Annotated in this window: 1 pseudogene; it reads right to left on the bottom strand. The window is 33.3% G+C overall.

The features are described 5' to 3' along the window. Positions 1-227: pseudogene (locus tag ACFINC_RS11000) on the bottom strand (homoserine dehydrogenase); the annotation flags it as partial. Positions 228-666 lie beyond the last annotated feature (439 nt).

Raw genomic sequence — 666 nt, forward strand, 5'->3', positions numbered from 1 at the left:
ACGTCAATCTCATCAGAGGCAGCCATCTCTACAGGTGAATCAAACCATCTTATATTACTGAGATCAATTCCACGATTACGGCCTTTATCGCGCGCACTAACAGCAACGACTTTGATGGATCTCCCACATTGGCAAGCTAAACTATTTGCTTTTTCATATAGAGCTTGAACAACTGAAGTCCCAACCGTACCAAGTCCCGCAATACCAACTTTTAAAGCTTCTGCCATTATCCAACCACTGATCCCTATCTTTATTGCAAAACCGTTTAAATGATATGCCACTCAACACAAAGAATACTGATATCCATTAAGACAAAAGAAATCCCCTGCTCTCTTCACTTTATTTTTTTTCTAATAGAATTATCCCCGCTTATTCAAGTAAAATTCCTAAAAATACGAATATTTATTTTCTTCAAAGATTTCATAACCTTTATAAAAAATCTAATTCGGAATGAAAATCTGCAAAATTCATAAATGCGAGTTAGCATAAAAAATTGCTTTGCTTTTAAAAAATAAACAACTTTTTTAAAAATTGCATTCTATCAGCAAAGGATCAAAAAATCTCTCTAAAAACAATCTGTAACACGCGAAAGAATATTGAAAACTTGGAAAGAAAACACACACTTCTTTTCTAAATCAACAAACATTAAACAAACAACACTCTCTC

This window comes from Bartonella sp. AP58NXGY, assembly GCF_042195785.1.
GTDB lineage: Bacteria > Pseudomonadota > Alphaproteobacteria > Rhizobiales > Rhizobiaceae > Bartonella.